This is a genomic window from Amycolatopsis sp. NPDC104587, from assembly GCF_055583645.1.
Genome location: NZ_JBVJNO010000002.1, coordinates 287,895 through 314,094, shown reverse-complemented (window position 1 = coordinate 314,094; position 26,200 = coordinate 287,895). Strand labels below are relative to the sequence as shown.

General features: G+C 71.3%; 24 protein-coding genes. 8 read left to right on the top strand and 16 right to left on the bottom strand.

Features of this window, described 5'->3' with window-relative positions; genetic code table 11:
• Positions 1 to 11: 11 nt before the first annotated feature.
• The 6 genes from ACZ61C_RS05880 to ACZ61C_RS05855 all read right to left on the bottom strand — a co-directional run bounded on the left by ACZ61C_RS05880 (position 12) and on the right by ACZ61C_RS05855 (position 7,501).
• Positions 12 to 1,067 carry a LacI family DNA-binding transcriptional regulator gene (locus ACZ61C_RS05880; protein WP_465303324.1) on the bottom strand — a complete coding sequence of 352 codons (1,056 nt, stop codon included), beginning with the start codon at positions 1,065 to 1,067 and terminating at the stop codon, positions 12 to 14.
• Between the two features lie 48 nt (positions 1,068 to 1,115).
• On the bottom strand, positions 1,116 to 2,735 hold the full coding sequence (locus ACZ61C_RS05875) for an FAD-dependent oxidoreductase (protein ID WP_465303323.1): 1,620 nt from the start codon (positions 2,733 to 2,735) through the stop codon (positions 1,116 to 1,118).
• 261 nt (positions 2,736 to 2,996) lie between these two features.
• Complete coding sequence (locus ACZ61C_RS05870) at positions 2,997 to 4,148, bottom strand: 4-hydroxybenzoate 3-monooxygenase (RefSeq protein ID WP_465303321.1); 1,152 nt, start codon at positions 4,146 to 4,148, stop codon at positions 2,997 to 2,999.
• Positions 4,149 to 4,218: 70 nt separating this feature from the next.
• The gene (locus tag ACZ61C_RS05865) at positions 4,219 to 4,956 is read right to left on the bottom strand and encodes an IclR family transcriptional regulator (RefSeq protein WP_465303319.1); all 738 of its coding nucleotides are present in this window, start codon (positions 4,954 to 4,956) and stop codon (positions 4,219 to 4,221) included.
• 45 nt (positions 4,957 to 5,001) lie between these two features.
• Positions 5,002 to 6,768, bottom strand: a complete 1,767-nt coding sequence (locus tag ACZ61C_RS05860; protein WP_465303317.1) for a chitinase — start codon at positions 6,766 to 6,768, stop codon at positions 5,002 to 5,004.
• 178 nt (positions 6,769 to 6,946) lie between these two features.
• Positions 6,947 to 7,501: an AAA family ATPase gene (locus ACZ61C_RS05855; RefSeq protein ID WP_465303315.1), complete on the bottom strand. Its 555-nt coding sequence runs from the start codon at positions 7,499 to 7,501 to the stop codon at positions 6,947 to 6,949.
• 272 nt (positions 7,502 to 7,773) lie between these two features.
• Between ACZ61C_RS05855 and ACZ61C_RS05850 the strand changes: the two genes are divergently transcribed.
• Entirely contained in the window at positions 7,774 to 8,196 is a 423-nt protein-coding gene (locus ACZ61C_RS05850; RefSeq protein ID WP_465303313.1) for a hypothetical protein, read from the top strand.
• On the opposite strand, the gene ACZ61C_RS05845 is transcribed toward ACZ61C_RS05850, so the two are convergent.
• Positions 8,174 to 10,024: a serine/threonine-protein kinase gene (locus ACZ61C_RS05845; RefSeq protein WP_465303311.1), complete on the bottom strand. Its 1,851-nt coding sequence runs from the start codon at positions 10,022 to 10,024 to the stop codon at positions 8,174 to 8,176. The two genes, ACZ61C_RS05850 and ACZ61C_RS05845, sit on opposite strands and share 23 nt — an antisense overlap.
• Complete coding sequence (locus ACZ61C_RS05840; protein ID WP_465303309.1) at positions 10,021 to 10,815, bottom strand: hypothetical protein; 795 nt, start codon at positions 10,813 to 10,815, stop codon at positions 10,021 to 10,023. Before ACZ61C_RS05840 ends, ACZ61C_RS05845 begins: the two co-directional genes overlap by 4 nt.
• Before the next feature lie 275 nt (positions 10,816 to 11,090).
• On the opposite strand from ACZ61C_RS05840, the gene ACZ61C_RS05835 reads away from it, so the two are divergent.
• The 5 genes from ACZ61C_RS05835 (at position 11,091) to ACZ61C_RS05815 (ending at position 16,897) form a co-directional block, all read left to right on the top strand.
• Positions 11,091 to 11,783, top strand: coding sequence for a hypothetical protein (locus ACZ61C_RS05835; RefSeq protein ID WP_465303307.1), 693 nt, complete (start codon positions 11,091 to 11,093; stop codon positions 11,781 to 11,783).
• A gap of 80 nt (positions 11,784 to 11,863) precedes the next feature.
• Positions 11,864 to 12,640, top strand: a complete 777-nt coding sequence (locus ACZ61C_RS05830) for an ArsR/SmtB family transcription factor (protein WP_465303305.1) — start codon at positions 11,864 to 11,866, stop codon at positions 12,638 to 12,640.
• Between the two features lie 198 nt (positions 12,641 to 12,838).
• Positions 12,839 to 14,008: an EfeM/EfeO family lipoprotein gene (locus ACZ61C_RS05825; protein ID WP_465303303.1), complete on the top strand. Its 1,170-nt coding sequence runs from the start codon at positions 12,839 to 12,841 to the stop codon at positions 14,006 to 14,008.
• Positions 14,009 to 14,082: 74 nt separating this feature from the next.
• Positions 14,083 to 15,240: a Dyp-type peroxidase gene (locus ACZ61C_RS05820; protein ID WP_465304199.1), complete on the top strand. Its 1,158-nt coding sequence runs from the start codon at positions 14,083 to 14,085 to the stop codon at positions 15,238 to 15,240.
• A 34-nt stretch (positions 15,241 to 15,274) separates the two neighbouring features.
• The gene (locus ACZ61C_RS05815; RefSeq protein WP_465303301.1) at positions 15,275 to 16,897 is read left to right on the top strand and encodes a phospholipase C; all 1,623 of its coding nucleotides are present in this window, start codon (positions 15,275 to 15,277) and stop codon (positions 16,895 to 16,897) included.
• Positions 16,898 to 16,953: 56 nt separating this feature from the next.
• On the opposite strand, the gene ACZ61C_RS05810 is transcribed toward ACZ61C_RS05815, so the two are convergent.
• The 7 genes from ACZ61C_RS05810 to ACZ61C_RS05780 form a co-directional block, all read right to left on the bottom strand.
• A complete protein-coding gene (locus tag ACZ61C_RS05810) occupies positions 16,954 to 17,373 on the bottom strand; it encodes an ATP-binding protein (RefSeq protein WP_465303299.1) in 420 nt (139 codons plus the stop codon).
• Between the two features lie 26 nt (positions 17,374 to 17,399).
• The gene (locus tag ACZ61C_RS05805) at positions 17,400 to 17,759 is read right to left on the bottom strand and encodes an STAS domain-containing protein (RefSeq protein ID WP_465303297.1); all 360 of its coding nucleotides are present in this window, start codon (positions 17,757 to 17,759) and stop codon (positions 17,400 to 17,402) included.
• A 34-nt stretch (positions 17,760 to 17,793) separates the two neighbouring features.
• The gene (locus ACZ61C_RS05800; RefSeq protein ID WP_465303295.1) at positions 17,794 to 18,234 is read right to left on the bottom strand and encodes a response regulator; all 441 of its coding nucleotides are present in this window, start codon (positions 18,232 to 18,234) and stop codon (positions 17,794 to 17,796) included.
• Entirely contained in the window at positions 18,218 to 19,753 is a 1,536-nt protein-coding gene (locus ACZ61C_RS05795; RefSeq protein WP_465303293.1) for a sensor histidine kinase, read from the bottom strand. Before ACZ61C_RS05795 ends, ACZ61C_RS05800 begins: the two co-directional genes overlap by 17 nt.
• Positions 19,753 to 20,946, bottom strand: coding sequence for a PP2C family protein-serine/threonine phosphatase (locus ACZ61C_RS05790; protein WP_465303291.1), 1,194 nt, complete (start codon positions 20,944 to 20,946; stop codon positions 19,753 to 19,755). Before ACZ61C_RS05790 ends, ACZ61C_RS05795 begins: the two co-directional genes overlap by 1 nt.
• Before the next feature lie 222 nt (positions 20,947 to 21,168).
• Positions 21,169 to 22,236, bottom strand: a complete 1,068-nt coding sequence (locus tag ACZ61C_RS05785) for a DUF6801 domain-containing protein (RefSeq protein ID WP_465303289.1) — start codon at positions 22,234 to 22,236, stop codon at positions 21,169 to 21,171.
• A 65-nt stretch (positions 22,237 to 22,301) separates the two neighbouring features.
• On the bottom strand, positions 22,302 to 23,528 hold the full coding sequence (locus ACZ61C_RS05780; protein ID WP_465303287.1) for a DUF6801 domain-containing protein: 1,227 nt from the start codon (positions 23,526 to 23,528) through the stop codon (positions 22,302 to 22,304).
• A 318-nt stretch (positions 23,529 to 23,846) separates the two neighbouring features.
• On the opposite strand from ACZ61C_RS05780, the gene ACZ61C_RS05775 reads away from it, so the two are divergent.
• Complete coding sequence (locus tag ACZ61C_RS05775; protein WP_465303285.1) at positions 23,847 to 24,410, top strand: hypothetical protein; 564 nt, start codon at positions 23,847 to 23,849, stop codon at positions 24,408 to 24,410.
• A complete protein-coding gene (locus ACZ61C_RS05770) occupies positions 24,407 to 25,594 on the top strand; it encodes a lipase family protein (protein WP_465303283.1) in 1,188 nt (395 codons plus the stop codon). Before ACZ61C_RS05775 ends, ACZ61C_RS05770 begins: the two co-directional genes overlap by 4 nt.
• On the opposite strand, the gene ACZ61C_RS05765 is transcribed toward ACZ61C_RS05770, so the two are convergent.
• The gene (locus tag ACZ61C_RS05765; protein ID WP_465303281.1) at positions 25,595 to 26,197 is read right to left on the bottom strand and encodes a hypothetical protein; all 603 of its coding nucleotides are present in this window, start codon (positions 26,195 to 26,197) and stop codon (positions 25,595 to 25,597) included. It abuts the gene before it with no gap.
• Between the last annotated feature and the right edge of the window lie 3 nt (positions 26,198 to 26,200).

The window sequence follows — 26,200 nt, the reverse complement described above, 5'->3', positions numbered from 1 at the left end:
AGTGCGCCTGGTTATCGAGTGTGCACTGTGGAGGGTGCGGCCGCAGTCGCCCCTTCGTGGATCGTGCACGGCAGCAGCAGTTGTCTCGGTTTCGGGTCCGCGAGCAGCCCGACGAGGACGCGCACCGCGTGCGCGCCCATCTCGTGGCGCGGGATGCGGAACATCGACCAGTCCGCGCCGGTGCTCGGCACGGCGTGCGCCCGCGGCTGCTGCGTCGGGTCCGCGTCGCCCAGCACCACGATCGAGAGGTCGTCCGGCACGCTGATCCCCGCGTCGTGCGCGCACGCCAGGATCGCGTCGGCCATCGCCGAGCTCTCGACGAGCAGGGCCGTGACCCCCTCGTCACGCGCCTGCCGCAGCGCGAGCGCCGGGTCGACCTCGAGGAACACCAGCGGCGTCCGGCGGTGCTTGCGCGCGGCCGCCTCGTACCCGGCGCGCCGGTCGAGCGTCGGCTCGTTCTCCTCGGTCACGCTGAGCAGCCCGATCCGGCGGTGCCCGAGCCCCCACAGCCACTCGTGGACCTCACGGGTGGCCGCGACGTAGTCCGCGCCGACGTAGCTGATCGGCCCGGTCGGCGACTCGCGCCGGCCGACGAACACGAACGGGAACTGCTCCTCGACGAGCTGCGCGAGCTCCTGCGGGTCGTTGTGCCGGCCGAGCAGGACCGAGCCGTCGGCGATGCGCAGCCGGTTCGTGCCCTGGTCGTAGATCCGGCGGCGCCCGTCGCGGCGGCCACCGCTGGTGAACAGCAGCAGGTCGAAGCCCTGCGCCTCGGCCTCCTCCTCGATGCCGAGCAGGAACGGCCGGTAGAAGTCGGCGACGCCGGACGGGAACACCGACTCGTAGGTGAAGACGCCGAGGATCTGGTTGGACTTGCCGCGCAGCCGCCGGCCCATGATGTCCACGGTGTACCCGGTTTCGCGGAGCACCTGCTGCACGCGCTCGCGGGTCTCGGGGGTGATGCGGAGGCTGTCGGAGCCGTTCAGCACCATCGAGACGACGGCCTGCGAGACGCCGGCCAGGCGTGCCACCTGCGCCTGCGTGACGCGGCCCGAACCCGCCGTCATCCGTGACTCCCTCCCGCGTGACTCCGTGAGACCTTACCGGCGGCACAGTCAGTACCCCCGCACTTCCGGCCACCGGCGCTCCACCCCGGCGGCGTCCAGCACGCGCGCGAAGTCCTCGAAGAGGCGCGGGTCGGTCTTGACGTCCCGCGGTTCGACGTCCTCGCCGAGGGCGAACGCGGCCAGCAGCCCGGCGACCTCCCCGATGTTCCACTCGACCGGGTGCAGCCGGAAGCAGCCGTTCGTGATGTGCGTGGTGCCGATGTTCTTGCCGGCGGGCAGCAGGTTGGTCTTCGACACCGGCAGCAGCGCGCCGAGCGGGATCTCGTAGGGCACGCTCGCGACGTCGATGTAGTTGTCGCCGCCGGTCGACGGGTGCAGGTCGATCCGGTAGCTCCCGACCCCGACGGCGTCTTCCCGGCGGACCCGGCCGTCGACCCCGAGGATCTCGGCCGAGACGTCGTGCTCGGTGACCGTGGTGAGGGCCTTGATGCGGCGCGCTTCGCGGATGTAGGCGGACTTCGCGAGCCCGTCGTCCGTGTCGGTGACGTCGGGACGGAGCTTGAGGCCGGGGAAGCCGGTGCCGCCGTCGGCGCGGGGCGCTTCGGTCTGCAGCCAGTACAGGACGGACAGGCTCAGCTGCTTGGCTTCGTGGTGGGCGGTCCGGACGTCGGCTTCGGTCGTGTGGCCGGGGATGGGGTGCGACGGCTTGAGCCAGTAGTCGTTGAGCGGCCAGTTGACGAGCGTGATGTCCGAGCCGAAAGCGCCGTCGGTGTGCAGGTTGCGGGCGAGGATGCGGCGGAAGGCCCACAGTTCCTTGTCCCCGGCGTCGGCGCTCTGGTCGGCGCTCACGGCGAGCGGGTCGCCGGGCGGGTTCGGGACGAAGGTGCGTTTGACCGGCTCGAGCGTCCGCGGGTCCGGGGCGACGAAGCCGAGCAGCGGACCGGGCCAGAAGCCCGGCTGGTAGTCGCGCCAGAAGCCGTACATCTCCGGCCGGTCGATGACGTGGTTTTCGCCTTCGTGGTGGGAAACCGCGAAGCAGTAGGTGAAACCTTGGAGGTTCGCCGGGTCGGCTTCTTCGGGCGCGTGGGGTTCGCCGTGCGTGCTCTTGGCTTCCGCCCCGGTGACGTGCTCGGTGCCGGTGAGCGGCAGGAGGTCGCCGTTCTCCGTGGCGTCGAGGACGTACTGGGCTGTGACGGTGACTTTGTCTTCGCGGCTTTCGAGGACCACGGCGTCGACGCGGTCTTGCGTCGTGTGCGCCCCGACCGGCCGGTGGTTCCGGAGGACGCGGATCCGCCCGGCGCTGACGTGCGGCGCCAGCATGGCTTCGACGACGGCCAGCGCCACGCGAGGTTCGTGGCAGAGCTTGCTGACCCTGCCCGCGCCGGGGTTCAGCTCCGGCCGCTTCGCGGCTTCGGCGCGGAGCGGGTAGTGGCGGCGGTAGTGCGCACGGATCCCTTCGCGCAGCTCGCGGTAGGTGCGGGTGGACCCGAACCGCTCGATCCAGGGGTTCTCGTCCGGCGGCACGGCCTGCGCGGTCAGCTGCCCGCCGAGCCAGTCGGTCTCCTCGGTGAGCACGACCCGCCGGCCGTGGGACGCCGCGGCCAGCGCGGCGGCGACCCCGCCGAGTCCCCCGCCGACCACCAGAATCTCCGTGTCCAGTTCCCTCATGAAGCCTTCCCGGCGATGATAATTCGAATTACTACGCGGGTATGGTGCGCGAGACAAAGCCCGGACGTCAAGACCCGGAACCAGACAGACCGCGTGATCAGCGGGGCACCACCGGTGATTGAGCAGGCATCAGGCGTGCTTGGACGGGCATCACCCGTGATTGAGCGGGCATCAGCGTGATGCCCCGCCGATCACGGGTGATGCCCCTCCAGACACGGGTGATGCCCGGCTGATCACGCGTGATGCCCCTCCCGTCACGGGTCAGAGGGGCAGGCCGGAGTAGTTGTCGGCCAGTTCGGTGGCCGCGGCGGTCGACGTCACCGTGCGGTGGAGCTGGGCGAGCTGGAGCTGGGCGTCGAAGCTGTCGCCGTGGCGGTGCAGCATCGACGTCATCCACCACGAGAAGTGCGTGCACCGCCAGACCCGCCGCAACGCCGCGTCCGAGTACGCGTCAGCCAGCGAGTTGTCACCGCGGAAGGACGCCGTCAGCGCGGTTGCCAGCCGTGCGACGTCGGCGACCGCCAGGTTCAGGCCCTTCGCGCCGGTCGGCGGCACGATGTGCGCCGCGTCCCCGGCCAGGTAGAGGTTTCCGTGCCGCATCGGCGTCGAGACGAAGCTGCGCATCGGCAGCACGCTCTTCTCGGTGATCGTGCCGGTCCGCAGTGTCCACCCGGGAAAGCCCAGCCGGGTGGACAGCGCCGTCCAGATCCGGTCGTCGCTCCACCGCGCGATGTCCTCGTCCGGCGCCACCTGCAGGTAGAACCGGCTGACGCGCGGCGACCGCATGCTGTGCATCGCGAACCCGTCCGGGTGCCAGGCGTAGATCAGCTCGTCCGACGACGGCGCGACGTCGGCCAGCACCCCCAGCCACGCGAACGGATACGCCCGTTCCGACACGTGGAGGTCCGGAATGGACAGCCGGCTCGGCCCGTGGAAGCCGTCGCAGCCCACGACAACATCCGCGTCGACCCGCTGCGCCGCGCCGTCGGCGTCCACAAAGGTCACGGACGGCGAGCCCGTGACGTCGTGCAGCGTGACGTCCGACGCCGAGTAGTACACCGGCCGGCCCGCCTTTTCCCGAGCCGCCATCAGGTCCTTGGTGATCTCGGTCTGCCCGTAGATCGTGACCGGCCGCCCGACGAGGTCGACGAAGTCCAGGTGGTGGCGCTCCCCCGGCCACTGCAGGTGGATCCCGCGGTGCTCCATGCCTTCGGCGTCGAGCCGGTCGGCGAGGCCCACCGACCGCAGCAGCTCGACCGTCCCGGCCTCGAGCATGCCCGCGCGGATGCGCGCCTGGACGTGCTCGGCGGTCTGCCGCTCGACGAGCACCGAGTCGACGCCCTCGATGCCGAGCAGGTGGGACAGCAGCAGCCCGGCCGGGCCGGCGCCGACGATGACGACCTGGGTGCGCACGGGAACGTCCTTTCACGCGGAGGACCCGAGCATGAGCCACCCACCGCGGCGGCCTCTACGACATTCTCATTCAGTGAGAGAGCGTTCGCGAGATCCCGCGGGCCGCCGCGCGCAACGCCGGGATCTGCATCCGCGCGGAGTCGTCGTTGGGCACGATCACCGACAGCGCCGCGACGACGTCGCCACCGCGTCCCCACAGCGGGACGGCGATCCCCGTGGTCTCTTCGTCGATGAAGCCCGCGCAGTACGCGTAGCCGTCCCGCCGCACGTCGGCGAGGAAGCGCCGCAGCCGCGCGGGATCGGTCAGCGTGGTCCGGCGGAACGCGCCGAGCGGACCCGCCAGCACCTGTCCCTGCAGGTCGGCGGGCGCGTGGGCGAGCAGCACGAGCCCGGACGACGACGCGTGCAGCGGCAGCCGCCCGGCCACCCGCGTCACGTTGACCACCGCGCCGGGCGCCGAAAGCCGTTCGACGAACAGCACCTCGCGGTCCTCCAGCACCGCAAGCTGCGTGTGGTGCCCGACAACGGCGTGCAGGTCCCCCATGAACGGCAGCGCCGCCTCACGCAGCCCCAGCGTCGGGGACGCGCGCGAAGCCAGCTCCCACAGCCGGACGCCCACCCGGATCCTCCGATCGGTGTCCCGCCGGAGCCAGCCGTGCCCGACCAGCTCCTCGACCAGCCGCGACGCCGTCGCGACGTGCAGCCCGGCGCGGCGCGCGATGTCGGTGACGCGCAACGCGGGCGCGTCCGGTTCGAACGTCTCGAAGATCCGGACGACGCGCGTCAGCACGGAGTCGCGTTTGACCACGTCAGGCAGTGTGCCCCACCGGTCGGCGGGGCACACCGCGACGCGTCACGGCAGCGCGTTCAGGAACGGCTCGTGGCTGTTCTGGAACTCCCAGTTGTAGTACCTGTCCCAGTTGATCGACCACGTCATCAGGCCGCGCAGCGCCGGCGAGGTGCCGCCACGCAGGGTGTAGGAACCACAGCCGCTGCCCTTGACCAGGCAGTTGACGGCGGTCTGGACGTCCGCGGGCGAGGTGTAGCCGTTGCCGGCGCTGACTGCCGCGGGCAGGCCGATCGCGATCTGGTCCGGCCGCAGCCCCGGGAAAAACTGCCCGGTGTTCGCGACGGTGAAGCCGGCCTTGAGCATGTCGGTCATCGCGATGTGGAACTCCGCGCCGCCCATGTTGTGGTACTGGTTGTCCAGGCCCATGACCGGGCCGGAGTTGTAGTCCTGGACGTGGAGCACGGTCAGGGAGTCGCGCAGCGCGTGGATCACCGGCAGGTACGCGCCGGTCCGCGCGTCACCGGCGCCCGAGCCGCCGTAGAACTGGTAGCCGACCTGCACGAAGAACGTCTCCGGCGCCATGGTGAGCACGAACCCCGAGCCGTACTTGGCCTTGAGCGACTTCAGCGCGGAGATCAGGTTGACGATCACCGGGGTGGTCGGGTTGCGGAAGTCGGTGTCGCCGGCGTTGAGCGAAAGCGAGTGGCCCTCGAAGTCGACGTCGAGGCCGTTGAGCCCGTACTTGTCGATGATCGCCGAGACGGAGCTGACGAACTTGTCCCGCGCGGCGGTGGTCGTCAGCTGGACCTGGCCGTTCTGGCCGCCGATGGAGATGAGGATCTTCTTGCCCTGCGCCTGCTTCGCCTTGATCGCGGCGATGAAGTCGGCGTCACTCTCGACGTTCGGGCATTCGGCGGCGGAGCAGCGGTTGAAGCGGATGTCCCCGGAGGTGACGGACGTCGGTTCACCGAAGGCGAGGTCGATGATGTCCCAGGCCGCCGGGACGTCGGCCATCCGGACGTAGCCGGAGCCGTTCGCGAAGCTGGCGTGCTGGTAGCCGATCAGCGCGTGCTTCGGCAGGCCGGTGTCGACGCAGCCGGTGGTGGTGGCGCTCGTCGTCGAGCTCTTCGGCGACTCCCCGGCGCTGTTGTAGGCGGCGACGGCGTAACTGTGGGTCGTGCAGGCGGCCAGGCCTCCGATGGTGGCGCTGGTGCCGGTGGTCGTCGCGACGACAGTGCTGCCTTCGTAGACGCGGTACCCGGTGACGGTCCCGGCGCCGGCGCCCCAGGTCAGGGCGATGGAATTGTTGGTGATGCCGCCGGTGGCGGGGGTCCCGGGCGCACCGGGTGTGCCAGGGGTGCTGCCGCCGGGGCCGTCGAGGACGACGTCGTCGGCGTAGTAGGTGCCGGCGCCGTACCAGCCGTGGAGGTAGAGCTGGGCGGAGGTCTGGTTGCCGGTGGTGAAGGTGAGGGAGAGCTGGTTGTAGGCGCCGGAGTTGCCGGACCAGGTCGAGGCGCCGCCGGTGATGCCGAGGTAGACGGGGTTCCCGCGCACCCAGGCGGAGACGGTGTAGGTGGTGTTCGGCAGGACGGACACGGTCTGCGAGCACTGCGCGTAGTCGGCGCCGACGGGCGTGCCGGCGAGGGCGTGGCTGCCGCCGTGGACGGGAGTGCTGACGGTGGTGGCGTTGGCGCAGGTCCAGCCGGAGAGCGAGCCGGCCTCGAAACCGGGGTTGGCGAGGAGGTTGGCCGCTTCGGCATGACCGGCCGCGAGACCGGAGAGCGCCAGTACGAAGGCAGCGAGGGTTGCGGACAGTCTGGAACGCCTCATCGGGTCCTCCAGTCGGGGAGAGATCTCTGATTGTCTAGACCAATATGTAAAATGTCCAGACCAACTGGCGAGTTGAGGCCGGGAGGCGGCTCGGGCGGATGCCCGGCTACCGGACGCCCCAGCTCAGCCGCGCCGGCCCAAACCACGGCGTCGCCACCGAGAGCCTCACCGAAGCCCCTCAGCAGGTCACCAGCAGCTTGGCCACCAACCGCGTCCGACCCGCCTTCGCCCGGTCCACCACCTGCACGCTCTCCCACCCCACCGGCACCTGCTCGGCCAGCAGCTCCTCCCGCCACTTCCCCGCCCGCCGGACGTGCCGCGCGAACGACCGCGGCCGCACCAGCCTCCCCCGGCTGCGCTGGCCCGCCAACGCCTGCTCCGCTGTCACGTCCAGGAACAACAGCCGCACCGAACGGCCTGTCAGGCGGCCCACCACCGCCAGGAGCGCCCGGGTCGATGCCCGCGTCGACGGCTCGTGGACCACGATCGGGCCCTCCGCCTCGATCGCGCGGCGGACGACGCGAACGCGGTGCCACGCGTGGACCACCGGCCGGTAACACCGGTACGGCACCGCCGGCGCCACCGCCGCCAGGCGGGAGCGGACCTGGTCGGAGTCGAGGACCGGGAGGCCCGGCGCGGCGTGGCGGAGCATCGTCGTCTTGCCCGCTCCGGGCAGGCCCGCGACCACGAGCATGTCGCGTGGCCCGAGCTCGATGACAGTGGGCTCGCTCATGCCCGCTCAACGCCCCAGCGAAGGTAATGGTTCCTTTACCTTATACTCACGGAGCGTAGTGGGCGAAAGACCACCTGCGCGGTGAACACCACCCGGCCGAGCACCGGTTCTCACGCACTGTCCCGCACTTCACCCACTCGCCTGAAAACCCATGCGTCCCAAGGCATCCGACAGCGGAACCGCTTCGGGTGAAGATCGTCCACAGCCCTTCCCGGCGTCCGGAAAATCCCTATCTTCTGGAAGGGACGCTCGGCTAGAACAGGGGAAACCTCATGACCCAGTCGCTGGAACTCCCGGTCCAGGAATTCTGTCTCGATTGGACGCTCACGGGCGACGAAGGGGGTCGGGTCGGGGTCACGCTCTCCGGGCAGGTCTCGCTGCTGGACAACAACCGCTTCTACAAGGTCGACGGCGTCATCTACGTCACCGAGGGTGACGCCGACATCCGCGCGGTCGGCAACCCGTGCCTGTCCGTGCGCCGCAACGGCGTCGAGAAGACGGGCCGCCAGTGGGGCTGGGAGATGTGCTCCGCCCGCAAGCGCCTCGGCGCGCTCACCACGATGGAGGGCTACTTCGTCCGCACCGGCTACTGGGCGCCCGCCGACCGCGCGATCCAGCTGAGCCTCTGCGCCGAACACGGGTGGAGCCGGCGCAAGAGCTACAGCCCGCACGTCACCGTCCGGATGGTCGACTGACCAGAGTGGACGCCCGGCGGCGTGCCGCGGCGACGACCAGCCCGGCCGCGACCGCGCCGGCCACCGCGCACCCGGCGCCGAACCCCGGCGACGGCTCGTGCACCCGCAGCACCGAAACGCACAGCCAGACCGCGGCGCCGAACAGGATGCCCAGCACCGGCCCGCCGACAGCCGCGCCGCGCCACCGGTGGCCGTTGCGGATGGTCCGGAGGCCGGATTCGAGGTAGGCGAGCGCGAACAGCGCCAGGATCAGGCTGCCCGCGCCCATCGCGCTGGCCAGCGGGTGCTGGCTGGTGAGGAGCGTGAACGTCTGGGTGGCCGGGCCGGTCCGCACGGTGGCCGTCACCGCGCCGCCGACGATCCACCGCGAGATCCCCGGGAACGTGAGCTGCGCGGTGAAGCCGTTGCCGTCGGCCTTCGCCTGGGCCTCGGCCGAGCCCAGCGGGATCCCGGCCGCGGCCAGGTCGATCGCGACCGGGCCCGCGCTGCCGGGGCCGGTCAGCGTCAGCGGTTTGCTGAGGTCGACTTCGACCGGCGTGGCCACCGAAGCGCCGCCGAGGTTCAGCGTGGGTGACGCCTCATGCGGCAGCCGCGCGGGGTTGAGCAGCGCCAGAACGACCAGCACGACAGCGGCGGCCCCGGCGGCCAACCGCAGCCAGAGCACCGCGGCCGCACCCGCCGCGGGTTCGGCGGCTCCGCCCGAACCGCCGTGCGGCCCGGATCCACCCCGGTCGCCGTAGGGCCCGGCCTCCGCCGGCCCACCGGACCCGGCCGGATCCGCATAACGCCCGGATCCCGCCGAGCCGCCGGGCCCCTCCGAGGCACCAGCCCCCGGCCACCCGTTCGTCGCGGTCAACGTCGGCGCCGGCCCGGGCTGCCGCACCGGCCGCGTCCGCGCCTCCCCCGGCGCCGCCGGCGTGGTCGCCGAGTTCAGCCCCGCGATCACCCTGGGCGTCAGGTGCAGCACCGGCACCCCGGAGCGCTCGAGCCACCCCGAGCCGTAAACCGCGGTGGCCGCCGCGGCCAAATCGGCCGCGAAGGACTCCGCCTCCCGGTAACGCGCCTCGAGCTCGCGCGCGAGGCTGCGCATGATCACGCCCGCGATCGGCATCGGCACCCCCGCGATCGGGCGCGGGTCGGTGAACATGTGCTGGCGCATCATGCTGATCGCGCCGCGGGTGTTGTCGAACGGCAGCTGCCGCGACAGCAGCTCGTACAGCACGGTGCCCGCCGCGTACACATCGGCCGCCGGGCTCAGTGCGTTGCCCATCGCCTGCTCCGGTGCGATGTACGCCGGTGTCCCGAGGATCTCGCCGCCGTGGGTGACGAGCGTGGCGCCCTCGCTGATGACCCGCGCGATGCCGAAGTCCGCCACCTTCATCACGCCCTGCGTGCTGAACAGCAGGTTCCGCGGCTTGACGTCGAGGTGCAGCACCCCGGCCCGGTGCGCCGCGTGCAGCCCGGCCAGCATCGCCAGCCCGATCGCGCACGCCTGCTCACCGCTGACGCCGTCGCCGTGGAAGCGGCTGTGCACCGTGCCGCCGTCGAGTCGCTCCATCACCAGCAGGTGCTCGCGGCCGGTGCGGACGTAGTCGTACACCGGCACGATGTGCGGGTGGTCGAGGCTGGCCAGCACCCGGGCCTCGCGGTCGAACAGCTCGCTGCTCGCGGTGTGGTTGAGCACGTCCCAGGGCAGCTGCTTGATCGCGACGCTCCGGCCGAGCGTCCGGTGCGTCCCGGCGAACACGACACCCATGCCGCCTTCGCCGATTTCGGCCCCGATGTCGTACTGCGGCAGCGCGGCGACCAGCTCGGCCGGTGCGCTCATCGGGTGAATTCCTGCGTGGACGGGACCGCCATCCGGACGGTGGCGCCGTCACCCGCGGTGACGGCGGCCGGCGGCGCCGGGTGCGGAGTCAGGTAGCCGAGCAGGAACGCGATGGCCGCGGCGCCGAGCACCACCGGGATCTCGATCGCCGGCTCCGGCGGCACCAGCCGCAGCACCGACAGGCTGATCACCGCGACCAGGCCGGTGCCGAACCCGGCGGGCAGGAACCGCAGGCCACGGCGCCAGCGGTTCGGCGCCAGCTTGTGCCGGGCCAGCGCCAGCAGCGACGTCAGCCAGGCCAGGATCGTGAGCACGAGCATCGCCAGGCCGAAGACGCCGTACACCGACCAGATCGAGCCGCGGACGTCGGCGACCGTCGTCGCCTCGCCGAGCGTCGAGCGCTGGGCGTCGAGCAGCTCGACCGACGACGGCAGCAGCCCGGTCGCCTGCCCGCTCAGGTCACCGAGGTCGAGGACGAACGTGCGGGTGACGGTGCCGCGGGCCGGCACTTCGAACGGCGCTGTGGTGTCGTAGGCGAAGAACGTGAGCGCGAGGGCGACCCCGGAGAGCCGCACGCTGCGGACCTTCACCGGCGCGACGCCGGAGTTGGTGGCCACCACCTGCAGCTCGACCTGCTGAGCGGGGTCGATCGGCACCGTGGCGTCCGCGATCGGCCGCCGGTCGATCGTCGCCTGCACCTCGAGCGAGCCGCCCGCCGCCGACGCCGCCGGCGCGCCGAGCACCAGCACGCACAATCCCCACGCAACCCCCGCCGCGATGAGACGTCCCATTTGCGCATCCCCTACTTGCGTAATCCGACTGGTCGGGAATGCTACAGCGAGCACACACCGGGGAGGGACGTCCGATGAGAATCGTGGTTCGGCTGTTTTTCGGCGCCGTGGCCGGAACGGTGCTGCTGCTGGCTTTTGCGGGCAACGCCAACGCACAATACACTTCTTCGGTTGGTTTGAAACCGTCGAGCGGTAAGGCCGGGAGCTCGTTCACCATTTCCTGGAGTTTCTATCCCTGCGGCACCCCGATCACATTCTCGTGGAACGGCACCCCGATGTGGACGGGGAACGCGACCCTCCAGCAGACCAGCGGCACGGTCGCGGCGACCGTGCCCGCGGGCGCCCAGCCCGGCACCTACCCCGTCACCGGCACGTGCACCAACGCCCGGACCAAGCAGCCGCTCACCGCGAGCAGCCGCTTCACCGTGACCGGCTCGCCGACCACCACCCCGCCGCCGGTGACGACCACCCCGGTGACACCGCCGCCGGTGACCACCCGGCCGACCACCCCCGGCACCACGACGACCCCGCCGTCGACGACCACCACCGCCCCGCCGACCACCACGACGACCCCGCCGACGTCCACCACCCCGCCGACCCCCGGCACGCCGGTGACCACCAGCACCGAGCCGAAGCCGGGTGAGCTGGTGCTCGACCGGCCGAGCATCCAGCCCGGCGACACGCTGTCGGCGTCCGGCAAGGGGTGCGAGCCGAGCCGGATGGTGCGGCTGACCTCCGACGGCGCCGAGGTCGGCTCCGCCTACACCAACAGCTCGGGCGGGTTCACCGCGCCGGTCCAGTTCACCCGGATCGAGGCCGGGCGGCACACCGTGGTCGCCGAGTGCGGGGTGCGCCTGACCGGGGCCGTCGACCAGGTGGTCACCCGGTCCTCCGGCGGGCAGACCGGCACGCTGGTCGTCCTCGTGTTCTTCGTGCTGGCCGGCATCGCGGTGATCCGCTTCCCCTGACCCACCCGGTTGACATGCAGCCTTCCGGCTGCCTATCGTGAGTAGGCAGCCGGACGGCTGCATGTCATGGAGAAGACGTGATGGACGAGGTTTTCAAGGCACTGGCCGATCCCAGCCGCCGCCGGCTGCTGGACGCGCTCAACGAGCGCAACGGCCGGACCCTACGTGAGCTGTGCGCGGGGCTCGACATGGCCCGCCAGTCGGTGAGCAAGCACCTGGCCGTGCTCGAAGCGGCCGGGCTGGTCACGACGACCTGGCGCGGCCGCGAAAAGCTGCACTACCTCGACGCCGCGCCGATCAACGCGATCGCCGAACGCTGGATGACCCGCTACGACCGCAAGCGGGCCGGCGCGCTGGCCGATCTGAAACGAGCCCTGGAGTCGACACCGATGAACGAATTCGCCTACACCACCTATATCAACACGACCCCGGAGAAACTCTGGCAAGCGCTTACCGAACCGGCGTTCACGAGCCAGTACTGGGGCGTCTCCTTCACCACCGACTGGAAAAAGGGCTCGCCGATGACGTGGGCGGAAAGGGGCGCGGAAACGAGTGACCCCGACCAGGTCGTCCTCGAATCCGACCCGTTCCGCCGGCTCGCCTACACCTGGCACACTTTCACGCCGGAATGGGCGAAGAGCAACGGCATCGACGAGGAGACATTGGCGAAACTGCGCTCGGAAAGCCGGACGAAAGTCACGTTCACCCTGGAGCCGCACGGGGAAATGGTGAAGCTGACGGTGCTGCACGACGGTTTCGACGACGGCAGCACGGCACGCGAGATGTGCAGCCAGGGCTGGCCCGCCCTGCTGTCCAGCCTGAAGACGCTCCTGGAGACCGGCGTCCCCCTTCCGTGAGCGGGACCAACCGGACCAACCGTCTTAACCAGACAGAACTGGCACAGGGAAACGTCTGAATTCTCCCCCTTTCGTGGGCGCCGGGTTGAAGTCCGGGTGAATTCCCTCCTTTCGACGCCCTCCGGGGCGGTTTTCCGGGCGTTAGGCTCGCATAATCCGTGATCGGTGATGGTCCGATCGAGTGACGGGAGAGTGCGCGTGCCGGGGTCAGTGCGTGCCCGCTGGATCGTGGCGGCCGTGGTCGTGGCCGCTGCGGCGGGAGCCGTCGTGGCGTTCTGGCCGGACAGCGCGGACGCGCAGGATCCCGAGATCGCGATCTCGCGCTCGGCCTGCGGCACCGGCTGGACGGACCCGAAACCCGGCCCGCAGACGTTCCGCCTGCACAACACCGGCTCGGTGACCGCCGAGGTCGACCTGATCGACCCGGCGACCGGGGTGATCTACGGCGAGGTCGAAGGCCTCGGCGCGGCGACCACCCGGCCGCTGCAGGTCAACCTCGGCAACGGCAGTTACGCCTTCCGGTGCCTGCCCGACGACGCGAGCGCGATCGTCGGGCCCGCGGTGCAGGTCAGCGGCGGGGCCGAGCGGTCCGGGCCGGGTGTCGCGCCGGTGACGCACAACGACCTGCTCGGCCCGCTCAAGGCCTACCAGCAGCACGTCGTGACCGGGCTCGGCGAGCTGGTCGCGAACACCGGCGTGCTGAAGAACGCCGTCCACGGCGGCGACCGCGCCGCGAGCCAGGCCGCCTGGCTGACCGCGCACCTGACCTACGAGCGGCTCGGCGCCGCCTACGACGCGTTCGGCGACTCCGACGGCGCGCTCAACGGCACCACCGACGGCCTGCCCGGCGGCACCTCCGACGCGGGCTTCACCGGATTCCACCGGCTCGAACAGGGCCTCTGGCACGGCGAGGACCTGGGCGCGCTCGGCGCCGTCGCCGACCAGATCGACACCGACGCCCACACGCTTCAGACGTCCTTCGGCGAGAGCCAGGTCGACGGCAACGACCTCGGGCTGCGCGCGCACGAGATCATGGAAAACACGCTGCAGTTCGAACTGACCGGCCGCACCGACTACGGCAGCGGCACGAACCTGGCCACCGCCCGCGCCAACCTCGACGGCACCCGCGCGGTGCTCGACGTCCTCCGCCCGCTGCTCGCGCCGCGCTACCAGCAGCTGCCGAAGCTGGACACCTGGCTGACGCGCACGCAGAGCGTGCTCGACGCCGCCCACCGGCCGGACGGCAGCTGGGTCCCGCTGGCGCAGCTCGACCCGAAGCAGCGGCAGAAGCTCAACGCCGACGTCAGCGAGCTGACCGAGCTGCTCGCCCCGATCGCGGCCATCGCGGAGCCGAGGAGGGTTTCGTGACCGAGCAGCCTCGCCGCCCCGTGCCGCACCCGGCCGCGGGCCTGCCCCGCCGGTCGTTCCTGCGCCGGGCCGCCATGGGCGCCGGCCTGACCGTCGCCGCGGGGGCCGGGCTGGGCGCGTCCGCCGCCGTCACCGACAGCACGGCGCCGGTGGTGTTCCACGGCGCCAACCAGGCCGCGATCCTGCGGCAGCCGCCCACGCAGACGATCGTCGCCTCGTTCGACGTCGTCGCGGAGTCGAAGGCCGAGCTGACCGAGCTCTTCCGCGAGCTCACCGACCGGGCCCGGTTCCTCACCGGCGGCGGCGCGCCGGCCGCGCTCGGCATCACCGGACCGCCCGCCGACTCGGGGGTGCTCGGCCCGGTCGTGCCGGGCGGCGACCTCGGGGTGGTCCTCGGCGCCGGCGCGTCCCTGTTCGACGACCGGTACGGCCTGGCGAAGCTCAAGCCCGCCAAGCTCAAGCCGATGCAGATGTTCCCGAACGACGCCCTCGATCCGGCGCAGTGCCACGGCGACCTCAGCCTGACGCTTTCGGCGAACTCCACCGACACCGTGCTGCACGCGCTGCGCGACATCACCCGCGCCACCCGCGGCGGCATGCAGCTGCGCTGGCGCATGAACGGCTTCAGCTCGCCGCCCCGGCCGTCCGGCACCCCGCGGAACCTGATGGGGTTCAAGGACGGCACGGCGAACCCGGAAGGGTCCGAACTGGACAGTCTCCTGTGGACGAACAGCGGGGGCGAGCCCGCGTGGACGACCGGCGGCAGCTACCAGGTCGTCCGGCTGATCCGGATGCTGGTCGAGTTCTGGGACCGGGTTTCGCTGACCGAGCAGGAGAACATGTTCGGTCGCCGCCGCGACACCGGCGCCCCGCTCGACGGCGCCGACGAGAAGGACGTCCCGCGCTACGCCGAGGATCCCGTCGGCACGGTGATCCCGCTGACCAGCCACATCCGCAAGGCCAACCCGCGCACCCCGGAGACCGGCAACAGCCGGATCCTGCGCCGCGCCGTCAACTACGACCGCGGCGTCGACAGCAACGGCAACCTCGACATGGGCCTGCTGTTCGTCTGCTACCAGCAGGACCTCGAGCGCCAGTTCGAGGCCGTCCAGACACGGCTCGCCGACGAGCCGCTCACCGACTACATCTCCCCGTTCGGCGGCGGGTACTTCTTCGCGCTGCCGGGCGTCACCGGCCCGGACGACCACTTCGGGCGCTCCCTGCTCACCTGACTGAGAAGTTCCCACCACGAAAGGAAACCCCGCAGTGGACACCAGAACCCGCCGGCGGCGGCGCGGTCTGCTCGGCGCCGGGGCGCTCGCCTCGGTGGCCGTGCTGGCCGCCATCACCGGCTCCGCGGCCGGCGCCGCGGAAGCCCAGCCGCTGCACGCCGTCCCGGCGCAGTGGCTGCCGACGTCGACCCCGATCAAGCACGTCGTGGTCATCTTCGGCGAGAACATCTCGTTCGACCACTACTTCGGCACCTACCCGAACGCGGCCAACACCGACGGCACCCCGTTCCAGGCCGCGCGGAACACCCCGGAGGTCAACGGCCTGGACCACAAGCTGCTGACCGACAACCCCAACGCGTACAACCCGAAGCGGCTCACGCACGAGCAGGCGCTGACCTGCGACCAGAACCACAACTACGGCGCGGAGCAGGCCGCCTTCAACGGCGGCAAGATGGACAAGTTCGTCGAGAAGACCGAGACGGACAAGTGCACCGGCCAGCCGGTCCTGTTCGGCGAGCCCGGCCTGGTGATGGACTACTACGACGGCAACACCGTCACCGGCATGTGGAACTACGCGCAGCACTACGCGCTGAACGACAACTCGTTCAACACGAACTTCGGGCCGTCGACGCCCGGCGCGCTCAACCTGATCTCCGGCAACACCCACGGCGTCTCGGCCGTGGACCCGGTGACGCACGAGCCGGTCACCGACGCGTACGCGGTGCAGTCGCCGGACGCGCACGGGGTCGGCACGATGATCAACGACCCGGACCCGGCGTGGGACGACTGCTCGGACAAGAACCACACGAGCAAGGACAACCTGGCCACGATGCGCGGCCGCAACATCGGTGACCTGCTCAACCAGCGCCACGTGACGTGGGGCTGGTTCCAGGGCGGCTTCCGCCCGACCGGCACCGCCAACGGTTACGCGGTCTGCGGCGCGACGCACACCAACGTCGGCGGCAACGCGGCGGTCGACTACAGCCCGCACCACGAGCCGTTCCAGTACTACCCCTCGACGGCGAACCCGAAGCACCTCCCGCCGTCCTCGGTCCAGGCGATCGGCCAGACCGACCGCGCGAACCACCAGTACGACGTCTCGGACTTCAACGACTCGCTCAAGGCCGGCTCGATGCCCGCGGTGAGCTTCCTGAAGGCCCCGGAGTACCAGGACGGCCACGCCGGCTACTCGGACCCGCTGGACGAGCAGCAGTTCGTGGTCGGGGAGATCACCAAGATCCAGCAGTCCCCGGACTGGAAGTCCACGGCGATCGTCCTGGCCTACGACGACTCCGACGGCTGGTACGACCACCAGGCGTCGAAGATCCTCAACGGCTCCCACGACGCCGCGCAGGACCAGTCGGTGTGCACGGCCAAGCCGACGACGCAGGGCAAGTACGCCGACCGCTGCGGCTACGGCCCGCGGCTGCCGCTGATGGTGATTTCGCCGTACAGCAAGGTGAACCACGTCGACCACACGCTGACCGACCAGACCTCGGTGCTGAAGTTCATCGAGGACAACTGGTTCGCCGGCCGCATCGGCGACACGTCGTTCGACAGCCGGGCCGGGTCGCTGAACGGCATGTTCAGCTTCTGGTGGCCGCAGGCGAAGCGGGTCACGCTCGACCCGAAGACCGGCGCTGTGCAACACGGCTGACCGGTCCGCCCCAGCTCGTCGTGAGTGGTAATTCGGGTTAGAACCCTAACTGCCACTCACGACGGGTGCACCGCGGCCAGGTCCCAGGCCAAGGTGACCACCGTGCCCGACTCCCCCGACGAAATGTCCGCCCGGTCCGCGCTCGCCCGCAGCAGCATCAGCCCGCGCCCCCGCAGGGAGACCGGGCGGGGGTCCGGGACCGGGGTGCGCCAGCGGCCGTGGTCGGTGATCACCACCTCGAGCCGGTCCTCCAGCAGCTCGGCCTCCAGGTCGACCATCCCCGGCCCCGCGCCGTCGTACGCGTGGTCCGCCACGTTCGCCAGTGCCTCGTAGCTCGCCAGCACGATGTCGCCGGCCCGGACCGGCTCGACGCCCGCCGCCAGCACCCATGCCATCAGGTCGTGCCGCAGTCTCCGCAGCTCCTGGGGCGTGGCCTGCACCTCGCGACGGCGGAACGGGCCCACGGGTTCGGGCATCGGGGCTCGCCTCTCTCCGGGGGCCGTCACGGGGCCAGCGCTTCGTCGACCGTCGGGTGGACGCCGATCCACGTGTCGAGCCCGGTGGTCTTCAGCGGCCCCGACGTCACGGCGGAGTCGCTCACCACCCGCAGCGCGCGCTCGGCCAGCTTGCGGTGCGCCGCCGCGAGCACCTGCAGCCCCGCCGAGCAGAAGAACGTCACCTCGCGCAGGTCGACGACCAGGGTCTCCGGCTCGTCGGCCAGCACCACCGCGACGACGTCTTCGAACTCCGGCGCGCTGAGCAGGTCGATCTCCCCCGCCACGGCCAGCACCGCGGCCCGCCCCCGCCAGCCGAGCGTGACCGTCAGCTCGGTGGCGGGAAGATCCCGGGGGGAAGAGGTCACGGTCCCTTATCGTGCCTCAATCACCGGGCCGCCGCTACCGGTGCGGGAGCTGGACGACGGTGACCCAGAAGTCGTCGATCTTCCGGACCACCTCGACGAACTTCTCGAAGTCGACCGGCTTGGTGACGTAGGCGTTGGCGTGCAGGTCGTAGCTGCGCAGGATGTCCTCGTCGGCTTCGGACGTGGTCAGCACGACCACCGGGATCGTGCGCAGGCCCGGGTCCGCCTTGACCTCGGCGAGCACCTCGCGGCCGTCCTTGCGGGGCAGGTTGAGGTCGAGCAGGATCAGCCCCGGCCGCGGCACCGTCTCGAAGCGCCCCCGGCGGTTCAGGAACTCGAGCGCCTCGACGCCGTCGCTCACGACGTGCAGGGCGTTGCGGATCTTGTGGTGCTCGAAGGCTTCCCGCGTCATCAGGACGTCGCCGGGGTCGTCCTCGACGAGCAGGATGTCGATCGGGTCAGCGGTCTGCGTCATGCGTCCCCACAAGGGTCTCGGTCGCCGGGAGGGTGAAGCGGAACGTGGTGCGCTCGGCCTCGGTGTCGAGCCAGATCCGGCCGCCGTGGTGCTCGACGATCCGGCGGCACATCGCCAGGCCGATGCCGGTGCCCGGGTACGCGCTGCGCGTGTGCAGCCGCTGGAACAGCGCGAAGACGCGTTCGGCGTACTCCGCCTCGATGCCGATCCCGTTGTCCGACACGGCGAACACCCAGTCGTCGCCGTCGCGCTCCGCGGTGATCCGCACCTCCGGCGGGGTCTCGCCCTTGAACTTCAGCGCGTTCCCGACCAGGTTCTGGAACACGGCCGTCAGCAACGCCGGTTCGACGCTGACCTCGGGCAGCTCGCCGCGGTCGACCTTGCCGCCGCTCAGCGAAAGCGCGACCTCCAGGTTCGCGACGGCGTCGTCGACCAGCCTGCCGGCGTCCACCGTGACGTGCTCGCCCGTGCGGCGGCCGACCCGGGAGAACGCCAGGAGGTCGTTGATCAGCACCTGCATCCGCTTCGCGCCGTCGACGGCGTACTCGATGTACTGCTCACCGCGCTCGTCGAGCAGGCCCTGGTAGCGCTTCTGCAGCAGCTGGCAGAAGCTGGCCACCTTCCGCAGCGGCTCCTGCAGGTCGTGCGAAGCGACGTACGCGAACTGCTCCAGGTCGGCGTTCGACCGCTCCAGCTCGCGCGTCCGCCGGTCCAGCATGGCGTGCGCCCGCTCGAGCTCGGCGACCTCGTCGAGGATGCGCTGCCGCATGGCTTCGACGTCGGCGCCGAGCTGCGCGATCTCCTGTGGCCCGCTGCCGTGCACCGGGCGGTGGACGTCCTGGTCGGCGACCTGCCGTACCTGCCCGGCCAGCTGCAGGATCGGCCGGGTGATGACCTGCCGCAGGCCGAGGAACAGCACCAGGAACAGCAGCACGACCAGCACCGCGACGGCGACGAGCATCGCGGTCAGGAAGTTCGCCGCGGAGTCGAGGTCGGCCCGGCCCTCGGTGCGCAACGCCGTCAGGTGCGCGGCCTGCGCGTCCAGGGCGCCGCGGACCGCGTCGAACTGGGTCCGGCTGCGGTCGGCGAGCGCCGCGGTGGGCGCGGGCGCGGCCGGGGTGATCGACGGCGCCACCGTCGCCTGCCAGGTGGACGCGGCCCGCAGCACGCGGTCGAGGTCGTCGCCGATCTGGGTGCCCGGGGTGGCCCCGAGCTGCCTGAGCTGGGCGACGGCGTCGGCCTGCGAGCGGACGCCGTCGGTGTACGGGGTGAGGAAGTCCGGCTGCCGGCCGAGCTGGTAGCCGCGGACGCCGGTCTCCTGGTTCAGCAGGGCCGTCGACAGCTGGATGGCGGCGAGCCGCTGGGCGCCGATGACGTCGAGCAGGCGGTTGCGGGCTTCGGTGAGGTTGTTCATCGCGATCCCGCCACCGGCCAGCGCCGCGAGCAGCAGCACCGCCTCGGCCACCGCGAGCAGGGTGAGCCAGCGGCGGATGGGCCAGCCGCGTGCGTCAGCGCTCATCACACCGCGCCTTCCGGGTCGTGGCTGAGCAGCGCGAGGGCGACGTCGTCGTCGAGCGGGCCGGAGTTGAGCCGTTCGGCGCGGGCGATCAGCTCGTCCAGCAGGTCGGTGCCGGCGAGCCCGGCCTTGTGCTGGATCTCGAGCACGATCTCCGCCATCCGCTCGTGCCCGAGCCGCTCGGACCCGGCGCCGACGCGGCCTTCGAACACGCCGTCGGTGTAGAGCAGCAGCGACCAGCCCGGTTCCAGCGGCACGTCGAGAGCCTCCCACTTCGTGCCTTCGACCACGCCGAGCGGGACGCCGAGGCACCTCCCGGAGAGCAGGTGCCCGTCGCCGGGGGTGAGCAGCAGCGGCGGCAGGTGCCCGGCCAGCGACAGGCGCAGGGATCTTCGGTCCGGCGCGATCACGACCATGCAGACGGTCGCGAACAGCGGCTCGATCCGCTCGTGCACCAGGACCCGCTCGACCATGCTCAGCACGTCGGCCATCGGCAGCCCGGCCATCACCAGCGAGCGCCACGCGATCCGCAGCGCGACGCCGAGCGCGGCCTCGTCCGGGCCGTGGCCGCAGACGTCGCCGATCATCACGTGCACGGCGCCGTCGGCCAGCTCGATCGCGTCGTAGAAGTCGCCGCCGAGCAGGGAGCCGTTGCGGCCGGGACGGTAGCGCGAGGCCAGTTCGAGGTGCGGGTCGCGCAGCAGCGGGACGGGCAGCAGGCCGCGTTCGAGCCGCGCGTTCTCCCGGGCGAGCAGCTGCTGCTGCAGGAACTGCTGCTCGACGTGCTCGGCGCGCTTGCGTTCGCGGGCGAAGCGCAGGGCCTTGACCAGCAGCGGGCCGTCCACCTGGTCCTTGACGAGGTAGTCCTGCGCGCCGGCGGCGACCGCGGCGACACCGGTGGCCTGGTCGTGCCCACCGGTCAGGACGACGATCGCGACCCCGGGCGCGTGCTGCCCCAGCTTCGTCAGGCCGCTCAGGCCCACCGCGTCGGGCAGCTGCAGGTCGAGCACGACGCAGTCGGCGGTGAGCGGCCCGGCCAGCGCGGCGGCCAGCGTGTCGACGCGCTCGAGCGAGAAGGGCACCGACGTGTCCGCCAGCATCTCCTCGACCAGCAGCGCGTCGCCGTCGTCGTCCTCGATCAGCAGCACGCGCAGGCGGGTACCGGGGTCCCACGTTGACTCGTGCGCGGCGGTCACCGGCGTCTCCCCGTTCGGCTGCCTGGGCCAGCACATTTCCGACGATCACCCTAGCGGCACCGGCGGCGGCCGCCTACGCCCGTGGAACCGGTCCCACGGGGTAGCGATTTATAGCATTCGGGGGGACACCGGGTGGGTAACGGTTCGGGTGCACTCCGCAAAATGCCGCCGAGCCGCCACGTCATCCACAGTGGACGATACGACGGCTCGGCGGCATTCGGCTCAGCGCGCGGCCAGGGTCAGCGCGAACGTGTTGCCCTCCCCCTGGACCAGCGAGCTCAGGGACGCGGTGAACGCGCCGCAGCCGGTCAGCGGCGGGATCGTGTAGGTGCCGGTGACCGGGCCGCCCGAGGCCGGCACGAACCCGTTTCCGGTCCGGAGGTCGGCCGGGATCGGCGCGCTCGCGCGGCAGCCCGCGTCGGCGACCGGCAGCCCGAAGAGCGTCACCTGCGGCAGGGCCAGCGCGAAGGCCGAGTGCACGACGAACCCGGCTCCGTCGAACTCGCCGGTCTGCGGGCCGTCCGGGGTGAACCGCAGGTCCGCGGCGCCGGGCACGAACCCGAAGACCTTGAACTCCGCCCGCGTCCGGTCGAACACCGCGCCGAACGCGGGGCCGACGGTGACCGAGCCCGTGAGCGGCGCGGTCGCCCCGAGCGCCTTCACCAGCGTCGAACCGGTGACGCCGTAGTCGTAGGACGGCGGCGCGCCGCCGAGGTCGAAGCTCAGCAGCACCGGGTCCTGCCCCGGGTCGAGCGTGCAGTCCGAGGTGAACGAGCCGAGCCCGGTGAACGAGCCGTCGGCCTTCTTCGGGGTGAGCCGGGTGCTGAAGTCCCCGATCGTCAGCGTTGTCCGGCCGGCGTTGGGCAGCTGCACCTTCGGCACCGAACCGGTCGCCCGCGTGGTGAACGCCCCCGACGCCGGCACCGCCGTCTTGGCCACGGTCAGTGGCAGGGCGAGCGGCAGCGTCAGCGGGCCGTTGGCCAGCGTCACCCCTGCGGACGCCGTCCCTTCGATGCTCGCCGCGCCGACCAGGGCCAGGCCGCGGGTGGACTTGTCCGGCACGGTCACCGCGACCGCGAGGTCGGTCGTCGTGAACGTGCCGCCGGGCGCGGACGGCACCTCGAACGACGCCTTGACCTCGACGTCGAGCCGCTGCTCGCCGATCAGCGGGAACGGGCAGGTGAAGCTGAGCCGCTTGTCGATCACCGTCGACGCGTCCGCGGACGGCGCGGTGAACGGCAGCACCAGGCAGGCGAGGCCCGCCGCGAGCACCAACCGGGCTTTCCGCACGGGCACTCCTTTCCCAGGCGTGGCACCGGCCCCCGCCGCAGCGCGACGGGGGCCGGCAGTCGGGGTCACTTCTTGGCGAGCACGAGGTCCAGCGTGTTGCCGTCACTCTTGGCGAACGCGCTCACGATGTCGTTGAACGGGCCGCAGTTCTGCAGCGCGGACAGCGAGTAGGTGCCCGCCAGCTTCCCGCCCTTGAGCAGGTCGAAGTCGGCGCCGGTGGTCATCTCGCTGGTCGACGACGTGGTCGTGCCGCACTTCGGGTCGGTGCTGATCGGGATGCCGAACAGGTTGACCGTGGTGAGGAACGTGTCGAACTTGATGTGCGCCTTGAAACCGGTGCCGACCAGCTCACCGGTCTGCGGGCCGTTCTGCACGACCTTGACGTCCGAGCTGCCCTGCAGGAACCCGAACAGCTTGAAGTCGGTGTGCGTCGGGTTCAGCTGCAGGTTGCCGGTGAACTTCTTCGCCGCGAGGTCCACATCGGCGTCGAAGGAGCCGGTGATCGGCGCGGTGCTGCCGAGCGACTTCAGCGACGTCGACCCGGTGATGCCGAAGGAGTACTTGATGCCCCCGCCCGGCGGGGTCGTGGTGGGCGGGGTGGTCGTCGGCGGCGTGGTGGTCGGGGGCGTGGTCGTCGGCGGGGTCGTGGTGGGCGGGGTCGTGCCGCCCCCGCCGGCGATCGTGATCGTGGCCAGGGTGTTGTTCTGGCCGGCGTCCTGCGTGCAGGGCGCGTCGATCGTGCCGTCCGGGGTGATGCCGGTGACCGAGCCGTCGGCCTTGCGCGGGGTGACCTTGAGCTGCAGGTCGCCGACGGTGATCTTCGCCTGGCCGGGCTGGGTGAACGTCAGCGACGGGGTCTTGCCCGAAGCGTTGATGTTCAGCTCGCCCGACGCCGGGATGTTCGTCTTGTCCAGTGTGATCGGGACGTTCACCGGCAGGTTGAGGCTCGGCGCCGCGACGGTCGCGGCGGCGGTCGCGGTGCCCTCGATCGTCGTGGCGCCGATCAGGCTCAGGCCGGCGACGGTGTCCGCGTTGATGGTGGACACGGCCTTGATGTCGAACGCGCCGGTCGGCTGGCCGGTGTTCACCGTGGTCGGCAGGTCGGTGTTGATCACCACCTTCAGCGACTGCGAACCCACCAGCGGGAGGGTGCAGTGGTAGTTGAGGGTCAGCGAGATCGGGTCGGCGGCACTGGTCTGCGCCCCGAGCACCAGCGCGGTGGCGACCAGCCCCACCGCGGCCGTGGCCGCGGCGGCCGCGACCGTCTTCTTCTTGCCTCTAGGGTGATTCACGATGGTCCTTCCGTGTATCAACAGTGATACGAAACGGCGCGCACATTCTCGATAATCGCGACCGAACGTAAGCTAACGAGCGCCCGCTTCGGCAATCAAGGGCTTTTGGTGAAAACGTCACGCCTCGGCGGCAAATTGTCACCCCGGCGCGTCACCCGGCTCGGGTTCCTAGCAGACAGAGGAAGGTTTCTCCAGCACAGCGCCGTCGGAGAACCGCTGACGCACGTGACAAATCCTCGCCGTGGAATGTTGACGCGCGTGCCAACCGGCCATTCTCTCCTTGCTCGCGCACAACCGCGCCGCGTAGCTTCGAAACCCATGAAAAGAATGCACAGCGCGGTGCTCGCAATGGCGGCGGCCACGCTCCTGTCGTGCGCCGCCTGCTCGTCGGACGCCCCGGCCGACCCGGGGCGGCACGCCGATCCGGCGGCGCTCGCCTGGGTCGACAAGGTGTGCACCGGGGTGGCCGCGGGCTCGGCGAAGCTCTCGCAGCCGCCGGCCGTCGACGACGCCGACCCGGTAAAGACCCGGGACGCGATGGTCGACTTCCTCGGCCGGCTGGGCGCGGCCCTCGACGACATGGCGGGCGGCCTCCGCACGGCCGGCGTCCCGCCCGTCCCGGATGGACAGTCCGCCGTGGACAAGGCGACGGGCAACCTCACCGAGACCAAGACGAAGCTGTCCGAGACGAAGACGAAGATGGAGCAGGCGAAGGTGACCGACGAGCCCAGCCTGCGTCAGGTCATCTCCGAAGCCGACACGACGATGGGCCAGCTCTCCGACCCGGAAGGCCCGATCAAGGAGCTCAAGGCGAACCCCGAGCTGAACCTGGCCTTCGGCGAGTCCGCCACCTGCAAGCGGGTCTACGGGACCGGCTCGTGACGCGGCGCGCGCTCGCCCTGCTCGTCGCGCTGGTCGTCACGGCAGCACTCGCCCCGGCGGCTTCGGCGGACGCGGACCCGGCGCCCGGCCCGTCCGGCGACGCGTTCTACACCCCGCCGTTCCCGCTGCCCGCGGGGAAGCCCGGCGACGTCCTCCGCTGGCGGCCATCGAACGCGGGGCCGCGCAAGGCATCCGTCGACGCGTGGCAGGTGATGTACCTGTCGACGAACGCGCTCGGCCAGCCGGACGCGGTCACCGGCACCGTGCTCGTGCCGAAGAACGCCGACCGCGCGAACGCGCCGATCGTCTCGTTTGACCCCGGCACGCACGGCCCGGCGTTCGGCTGCACCCCGTCGAAGATGATCGACATCGGCGCGTTCTACGAGCAGCCCGGCCTCGACGACCTGCTCGACGCGGGGTACGCGGTCTCCGTCCCGGACTACGAGGGGTACCAGAGCGACCCGAAGACGACGTATGTCGTAGGCCGCTCGGAAGGCCCCGCGGTGATCGACGGGGTCCGCGCGGCCCAGCGGCTCGCGGCGGCCGGGCTCTCGGCGACGTCGAAGGTGGTCTTCCGCGGGTACTCCCAGGGCGGCGGCGCGGCCGCGTGGGCCGGCGAGCTGCAACCGACGTACGCGCCGGAGCTGAACCTCGTCGGGATCGCGGCCGGCGGGGTGCCGGCCGACCTCGTCCAGGTGACCCTCCAGCTCGACGGCAAGTTCGGGTTCGGCGTGTTCGCCTACGCCCTGCTCGGCCTCGACCAGGCCTACCCGGAGCTGAAGCTCGACTCGTTCCTCAGCGAGAACGGCCGCGCGAAGCTCGCCGAGATGCGGCAGAGCGCGTGCACGTTCGAGCTGCTCACGACCTACGCGAACCAGAAGATCGCGGACTACACGACCAGCCCGGGGTACATCCAGCCCGCGTGGGTCGCACGGCTGACCGAGAACAAGCTCGGCGGCCACCCGCCGCGCGTGCCGGTGTTCCAGTACCACGCCACCGGTGACCAGCTGGTGCAGTTCGCGCAGGCCGACAGCCTGCACAAGGCGTACTGCGCGGCCGGGGTCCAGGAGACGTGGAAGACCTACGACACCGACCACATCACGCTGGTCTACACCGGCAACGCCGACGTCCTGGCCTTCGTCAAGGACCGGATCGCCGGGAAGCCGGCGACGTCGAGCTGCTGATCAGCGGTTCGGCCTGCCGTGCGGGTGCTGCTGCTGCCACGAGCTGACGACCGAGCTCACGTACTCCTGCCACTGGTCCTGCGCCGGGGGCGCCGACGTCGTGGAGCGCGCGGGTTTGCGTCCCGCGGCGGCGGCCGGCGCGCTGGTCGTGGTGTGCACCGGCGAGTCGTGCACCTCGGCGGTGAGCGGCGGCGCGCTGGCCGAGGCGCTCATCGTCTCGACCGCCTCGCTGGAGGTCGGCGGCGCCGGAGCGGTCGCGCCCGGCGGCGGCACGGCGGTCCCGCCGACCTGGTGCGGCTGGAACAGCACCACGGCGGCCAGCCCCAGCGCGACGGCCCCGCCGGCGGCGAGCACGTAAGGCTTCGTGCGGCGCGACCCGGCCGGCGGCGCGTCCAGCGCACGGTCGTCCTCGGGTTCCGGGGCGTTCAGCTCGGCGTCGAGGACGGCCAGCGGGTCGGGCTTGGGGTCGGGCGTCGGATCGGGCGCGGGTTCCGCGGTGAGCATCGCGTCGAGGTCGCCGCGGATCATCAGCGGCTTCGTCTGCGAGAGGTTCACCAGTTCGGCGACCGAGGGGAGCTCACCCTCACCGCCCGTGCGTGCCATCGA